Annotated in this window: 1 protein-coding gene and 1 pseudogene; both read right to left on the reverse strand. The window is 62.3% G+C overall.

Going from position 1 to position 1,726, the window contains the following annotated elements; all coding sequences use genetic code 11:
- Positions 1-221, reverse strand: a pseudogene (locus MJ785_RS14390) (hypothetical protein); the annotation flags it as partial.
- Between the two features lie 58 nt (positions 222-279).
- Positions 280-1,413 (reverse strand): toll/interleukin-1 receptor domain-containing protein, encoded by a 1,134-nt coding sequence (locus MJ785_RS14395; protein ID WP_239381307.1) that lies wholly within the window; start codon positions 1,411-1,413, stop codon positions 280-282.
- Between the last annotated feature and the right edge of the window lie 313 nt (positions 1,414-1,726).

Here is a 1,726-nt window from a genome sequence, read left to right on the forward strand (position 1 = left end):
CGACTTTGCAGCACGCCCTGGGGCGCGACCGGCGTTGAGAGTGCGAGGACAGGAACAGCAGGCGTGGCTGCGGCGGGATCCCCTGAGCCAATGGTTGTGTGCCTGCAGGCGGCCAGTAAAGGAAGGCTCATTGCCACGAGCGTAAACACCTCCTTCCAGCCGCATGTCGACAGACATGCTCCCATCGCCCCATGCCAGCGACGATTGGGCAGGTCACTCATTGGATCACCTCGTGTAATGCGCTTGGGATGCGATGCTGAAAGCAATGTCGGCCTTCTATCAATGATCGTTTTTCCGCAGCCGAATATCATTCACCGAGATCGAGTCCGGCGAATAACCGGGGAGAAGAAAGGTCAGGGAGAGCCGATCACTCTGCGCCGCGACCGGCTCAGCGAACACGATCATGCCCGTCGCGGTCTGGTTCGCCGGCACGGTCGCTGGCCATGTGCTGCCGGGCACCGGATGATGATCCAGATGACCCGCCTCCGCGAGCAGCGCGTCCGCGCCGGGAACAGCCAGGGCCGCAAGAGCTCTGTTGGCAATGGATACCTCCACGGCCGTGCTCCGGGGACCGACATCCACAGCACCGACCGTCACGGAAACCTGCCCAGAGGTCACCTCGGGTGGGGGTCCGACAAGCCGAGAGACCCGTGTTTCCGGACCCATCGCGCTACCGTGGAACAACGGGAGCATGACCACAACCGTGATGATCAAAAAGATCACACCAGTCAACGCCACGACGACGCGTGGTCGGATGGAAATCGCGCCGGGAGTTCGGGCCCGGGTTTCGAAGCTCGCCGACTTATGACCGGACCCCCCGGCCAGCTGCGGGGCACTTATCTTCCCAGTCGATTCGGATAGTACTTCAGAGGCCGCCTCAGTAACTCTCAGAACGTTGCCAGAGCTGCCCGGGAAGACGGGTGCTGTCGCAGGTTTTGCTCGTCCCGTTTCAATGGCTGACACGTGACGCTGCAGCTCCCGTAATGCTGCGGGCTCGTCGCAGCCAAATAGATCTGCCGACACGACATGGCTGAGCGGGAATGGGCACGGGCAGTCCTTCTCGATCCTAATGGGAAAGAGTTTCCTTTCCTGCCCTCTTGGGTCGACGGACCAGGCAGCCTCCCATGCGGCCTGCGCGTGTACGGACCCCAGGTACTGAGACGAAAGGATGGCGATCGTACGCTCGGACTGGCGTATTCCGGTTTGCATTCCCTCCATCCAGTTGGAGCCAGCGACGAAATCCCACTCCTGGATCAGCACACGATAACCGAAGTCTTCCAGCTGCCAGGCTATCCACCGTGCCCAGTCTCGGTCAGCTTTGGCGTAGGAGATGAAGAAATCCCGGTGTGGACTGTCATCCGCCGTTCCCCCGGCACCGTTCACAACCTGACAACTCCCGCTGTCCGTGGTCACACTCCCGCCACACGGTAACTCCTGGTCACCGCTCGACTGTACGCCATCGTCAGTTTCTCACAAGCCAGCCACAGTTATTACAGAGGGGCGCTCTCCAACAGCCAACGCGCCGCTTGCCTCGGGCCGGGGGACCCGGGCAGGCCTGTCCGCAAGGGCCCCGAACGCCTCAGAGCGACCGGCTGCGCGAGGTTGGGGCACGCACCTCGTCACGTTGTCGTCGGTCGCCACCCAACACCTCCGGTGACTCCTCCGCAGCCTCGCGATGCACGCGCCCCAACCCCGCTTCTTGATCTACGCCTCTCTTGTCGGGCAC

Origin of the sequence: Protofrankia sp. CiT1 (genome assembly GCF_917627335.1) — a bacterium.
GTDB lineage: Bacteria > Actinomycetota > Actinomycetes > Frankiales > Frankiaceae > Protofrankia.